The organism is Thermodesulfobacteriota bacterium (genome assembly GCA_036397855.1).
In the GTDB taxonomy this organism is placed as follows: domain Bacteria; phylum Desulfobacterota_D; class UBA1144; order Nemesobacterales; family CSP1-2; genus DASWID01.
Genome location: DASWID010000184.1, coordinates 1 through 4,939, shown reverse-complemented (window position 1 = coordinate 4,939; position 4,939 = coordinate 1). Strand labels below are relative to the sequence as shown.

The window sequence follows — 4,939 nt, the reverse complement described above, 5'->3', positions numbered from 1 at the left end:
ATCCTGTGAATATCCTCTTCTTTAGGATCGTTTGTGTTTGCATCCTTTTGAGCAGCGAGAAGGATCTCCTTATCCTTTTTCATCGCCTCTTCCAGCGCGCGTATAGACTTCTCACGACCCACAAAAAGCGGCGCTACCATATAGGGAAAAATCACAACATCTCTCAGGGGTAGAAGTGTAATCTTCATTATTTCTTGTTTTTTTTCGTCATCAATTCTAAAGAACATTGGCATGTTTCACCCCCCTAAGTAACTTAGTACACAAAATCTATGTCCCCAATCGCCTCTCTTCTTCATAGAAAAACAGAGGATTACCTGCACCCTGAATCACCTCCTCCGTTATGATGCATCGCCTCAGACCATTTAAGGAAGGAACCTCATATGAGATATCGAGCATAATTGATTCTATAATTGCTCGAAGACCCCTCGCACCGATCTTTCTCTTAATTGCTTCCTTAGAGATGGCCTTTAGGGCACCCTCCGTAACTTCTAACTCAACACCCTCCAGCTCCATCAGCTTCTGGAACTGCTTAATAACCGCGTTTTTCGGCTTTGTAAGAATCTCAAGGAATGTTCTCTCATCCAACTCTTCAAGAGTAGCTACAACCGGAATCCTACCAACAAATTCCGGAATCAAACCGTAATGTATGAGATCTTCCGGTTGAATCTCTTTCAATAACAACCCTAAATCCTTTTCCACCTTGTTACCTATATTGGCTTCGAATCCTATAGACTTTTCTCCTATTCTCCTCGCTATTAAGTCTTCAAGTCCACAAAATGCTCCTCCGCAAATAAATAGTATATTTGTGGTATCTATATGAATAAACTCCTGCTGTGGATGCTTTCTTCCGCCCTTTGGAGGAACATTTGCCTTAGTCCCTTCCATAATTTTCAAAAGAGCCTGCTGCACACCCTCACCCGATACATCTCTCGTAATTGAAGGGCTATCGCCAGTCTTGCGTGCGAGCTTATCAATTTCGTCAATGTAGATTATCCCCTTTGAGGCCTTATCGATATCATAATCAGCAGCCTGGAGAAGGCTTACAATCATATTCTCAACGTCCTCTCCGACATACCCAGCCTCGGTGTAACATGTAGCATCGACAATCGTAAAGGGCACATCGAGAAACTTTGCTAGAGTTTGAGCCAATAATGTTTTTCCACAGCCAGTGGGACCAATAAGCAGTATATTACTCTTTTGGATCTCAACATCCTTGCTCCTCTTCCCACTGAATACAGTATGCTCAACCCTTTTATAATGATTATAAACCGCAACTGCTAATACCTTTTTCGCCCTCTCTTGCCCGATGACATATTCATCTAAAAAGCTCTTTATTTGGGAAGGTGTTGGTAGAGCTGAATAGCGTTTCTTAAGTTGTCCATCTTTAGCCTCTTCATCTGCGATTATCTCGTTGCATAGTTCGATGCACTCATTACAAATATATACCGTCGGACCCGCAATCAGCTTCCTAACTTCTTTTTGGCTCTTGCCGCAGAACGAGCAAAAAAGCTTACCTTCTTTTCCATCTCGCCTAGTAGTCACTTTACAGCCTCCTGCCTATTCGTTATTATAGCATCGACTATGCCATATTCACGGGCATCTTTAGCCGTGAGAAAAAAATCCCTTTCTGTATCCCTTTCAATCTTGTCGATGGGCTGGCCTGTGTGTTCGGCTAGTATGTGATTTAATTCTTGCCGAACCCTCAAAATCTCTCTTGCATGTATATCAATTTCCGTAGCTTGACCCTCAAAGCCCCCCAAGACCTGATGTAATAATACACGTGCATGGGGAAGAGCATATCTTTTTCCCTTGGTTCCTGCAGCGAGAAGAACCGCGCCCATGCTGGCAGCTTGCCCAATACACATAGTTGCCACATCTGGCTTTATGTATTGTATTGTGTCATATATTGCAAGACCCGCTGTAACGTGTCCGCCAGGAGAGTTTACATAGAGATATATATCCTTTTCCGGATTTTCGGACTCTAGGACTAGAAGCTGGGCAATTACAGTATCAGCAACTGCATCTGTAATTGGTGATCCCAAAAAAACTATTCTGTCTTTCAGAAGTCGAGAAAAGATATCATATGCCCTCTCACCCCTACTGGTCTGCTCAATAACGATGGGCATAAAATTGGTCATATCGTAATTTTATTATACAGATACTAACTTTTATTGTCAATTTGATTTTTTTTCCCTAACGCCTCCTCTATCTTTGCTTTTTCAATCAGAAAATCCATCACCTTTTCCTCCAGAATGCTTGCACGTAATCCCTCGAGCATATTGTTTGATTGATATACCTCCCTTACCTTTTCAAAAGAAACATCTGCTGATTTGGAAATTTCCAATAGTCTCTTATTAACCTCTTCGCTGGTCACATCTATACCCTCTTTTTTTGCGATGGCTCCAAGAACAATGGATGCCTTAACGTTAAGAATAGCCCTTTCAGTGATTGACTTTTCAGCCTTTTCATCGAATTTGGGAACCCTAAGCCCTTGCCTCTGGAGATTAAACCCAAAGTCGCGCTTAAGTCTTATAGATTCTTCTTCAACCAAACTATTTGGGATATCAAAGGTCTTATTCTCAATTAGTTTATTGATGAGATCTGTTCTTAACTTACTACTGGAATCTACCTGATGTCTCTTTTCTAAGTCTTCTCGAATCTTTTTTTTCAACGATTCAAGGTTTTCTTCACCGAGATCCTTTGCAAATTCATCGTCCAGATTTGGCAAGATCCTTTCCAGTATGTCCTTCAATCGCAATTCAAAATTGACCTTTTTCCCAGCAGCCTCATGTAACTGAAAATCCTCAGGGTAGGATACATCAAACTTCTTCACTTCCCCTTTTTTCAACCCGATTATAGCATCTTCAAACTCTGGAATTAATTGACCCTCTCCGATTACAAACTGAACATCCGATTTCTTGAGGTCTTCTAATGACTTTCCTTCAAGGGTTCCTTCATAATCAATTATGACAAGATCACCTTTTGCAGCCTCCCTTTCAGTCTCAATTGGCTTCGCTTCTGCAGAACGGTTTCTGAGTCGATCCAGTACCATGCTCACTTCCTCATCTTCGACTTCAACCTTGTCCTTCTTCAATTCAATACCTATATAATCATGAACCTCAAAATCCGGGATTATCTCAAAGACGGCGGAATAGTGAAACTCTTTATCAGTTTCTACCTTATCGGTAGTCAAATTCGGGCGGGAAACTGGAGTAACAGAAGCTTCCTGGAGCGCTTCTTGAAAAGAATCGGAAACCAACCTGGACGAAACCTCATTGAATATCTGCCTTCCATATATTGATTCTATGACCCTTCTAGGAACCTTTCCGGGGCGAAATCCTCTGACCTTCGCATTTTTTTGGAATTCTTTAAATACCTCTTCTAACTTCTCTTTCACCAGTTCGGGTTGAAGAAAAACGTCGACCTTTCTCTCGGTACTGCTGAGCGTTTCTACATTTACTTTCATAGAGATGTAGCCTCTTTCGAATTATTTTATTGCCCAAAATTACAAACATATAATCATACAATGATACAGGATGCATGCTACATGATTCATGATTATCTATTATCTTTTATCCTGCATCATGAATCTTGCATCCTGCATCCCACTTCAGAAATCTTTTTACTTAACTGTTGTGTACCCATGTCTGAGCCTTTATTAGATAATTAAAAAACTTGCGAGAGGGGGGAGTTGAACCCCCATGAGCAAAGCTCACTGGATCCTAAGTCCAGCGCGTCTGCCAGTTCCGCCACTCTCGCTACGTATGGGCTGCGAGGGAATCGAACCCCCGACCCGGTGATTAAGAGTCACCTGCTCTACCTAACTGAGCTAGCAGCCCATTGTAACAATTTCAATAACTTACGAATAATTATAAATTATCTATTTTTTCTTGGCTACGGATTTGGCTACAACTCTTGTTAAAAAGAGCCAATTTTTCGACTGCCTCCCTCAAGGAATTATCAGGGTGCAGGTATCGCCTTTTTGTAATGTCAATACTCGAATGCCCCAGTATTTCGCTAATGGCTACGATATTCACATTGCTTTCCAGCATCCGGGTTCCGGCTGTGTGTCTGAGATCGTGAAACCTGAGACCGCTAATATTAGCCCTTCTACAAGCATTCTTAAAAGCAGTCTTTATATCCTTTATCGGTTTATTATCATCTCCTAAGAAAACATTTTCACTTGTAACTTGGTTTTTTAATTTAAGTTCTAATAGCATCGTCTTCAAGTATGAGTTAATGGGTATCCTCTTAGTCTTCTTACTCTTGTTATTGGAAGCGTTTATTATAAATAGGTTGTTATCAAAATCAACGTTATTCCAGGTAAGGGAAAGTATTTCCCCTTTTCTCATTCCAGTATTAAGGGCCATAACTAGGATAGGCTTGAGGTGATCTGAGCTTTCAGTCATTAGCCTTTCCTCTTCATCCGGGGTCAATACTCTTTCTCTGTGGTTATCTTCACTTAGCAGCCCTGCTATAGATACAGGGTTATCACCGTAAAACTTTTTATTTCTCTTCGCTAGATTGAATATATGTCTTAAGGTGGCAAGCTCCCTATTGACTGTAGCAGGTCTGACATTCTTCAATCTAAAAGCCTTATAATCATCAATATCTCCCGGTGTGATCCTGTAAAGTGTCTTATCTTGAAAATAAGCCTTAAGGGTTCTTAACTGCTCTTTTCTTTTCCTCGAGGTTCTCAACTGTTTGGTCTGCTCTACGTATTTTATATAGTCATGTTCAAGGTCTGCTAAAGTTATATTATCTTCATACTCATAAACACCCCTTCTTATCTTTCTTTTGATTTCATCTTCTCTTCTTTGAGCTACAGCCTTCGTAACTTCCCCCACCTTACCAACCGATTCCCATTTATCCCTACTATTAACCATTATACGTGTATACCAGTAAGCGGATTTAGAACCGTCCTTATTTTTTCTAATTC

5 protein-coding genes and 2 tRNA genes are annotated in these 4,939 nt (G+C 40.8%); all 7 read right to left on the bottom strand.

From position 1 onward, the window contains the following. Positions 1-233 (bottom strand): LON peptidase substrate-binding domain-containing protein (locus tag VGA95_13970; protein ID HEX9667648.1); only part of this gene is annotated, 233 nt, incomplete at its 3' end. Positions 234-267: 34 nt separating this feature from the next. Continuing rightward, the gene (gene clpX, locus VGA95_13965) at positions 268-1,542 is read right to left on the bottom strand and encodes an ATP-dependent Clp protease ATP-binding subunit ClpX (GenBank protein HEX9667647.1); all 1,275 of its coding nucleotides are present in this window, start codon (positions 1,540-1,542) and stop codon (positions 268-270) included. Continuing rightward, the gene (clpP, locus tag VGA95_13960; protein ID HEX9667646.1) at positions 1,539-2,138 is read right to left on the bottom strand and encodes an ATP-dependent Clp endopeptidase proteolytic subunit ClpP; all 600 of its coding nucleotides are present in this window, start codon (positions 2,136-2,138) and stop codon (positions 1,539-1,541) included. Before clpP ends, clpX begins: the two co-directional genes overlap by 4 nt. Before the next feature lie 23 nt (positions 2,139-2,161). Next, a complete protein-coding gene (gene tig / locus VGA95_13955; protein HEX9667645.1) occupies positions 2,162-3,466 on the bottom strand; it encodes a trigger factor in 1,305 nt (434 codons plus the stop codon). Positions 3,467-3,676: 210 nt separating this feature from the next. Continuing rightward, positions 3,677-3,759 (bottom strand) — tRNA-Leu (locus VGA95_13950). A gap of 6 nt (positions 3,760-3,765) precedes the next feature. Beyond that, a tRNA-Lys gene (locus VGA95_13945) sits at positions 3,766-3,839 on the bottom strand. Between the two features lie 30 nt (positions 3,840-3,869). Beyond that, on the bottom strand, positions 3,870-4,939 hold a 1,070-nt coding region (locus tag VGA95_13940), incomplete at its 5' end, for a site-specific integrase (GenBank protein HEX9667644.1).

Excerpts from the sequence above, each read along its gene's own strand:
- clpP (HEX9667646.1), bottom strand. The coding sequence starts at position 2,138 with ATGACCAATTTTATGCCCATCGTTATTGAGCAGACCAGTAGGGGTGAG.
- tig (HEX9667645.1), bottom strand. The coding sequence starts at position 3,466 with ATGAAAGTAAATGTAGAAACGCTCAGCAGTACCGAGAGAAAGGTCGAC.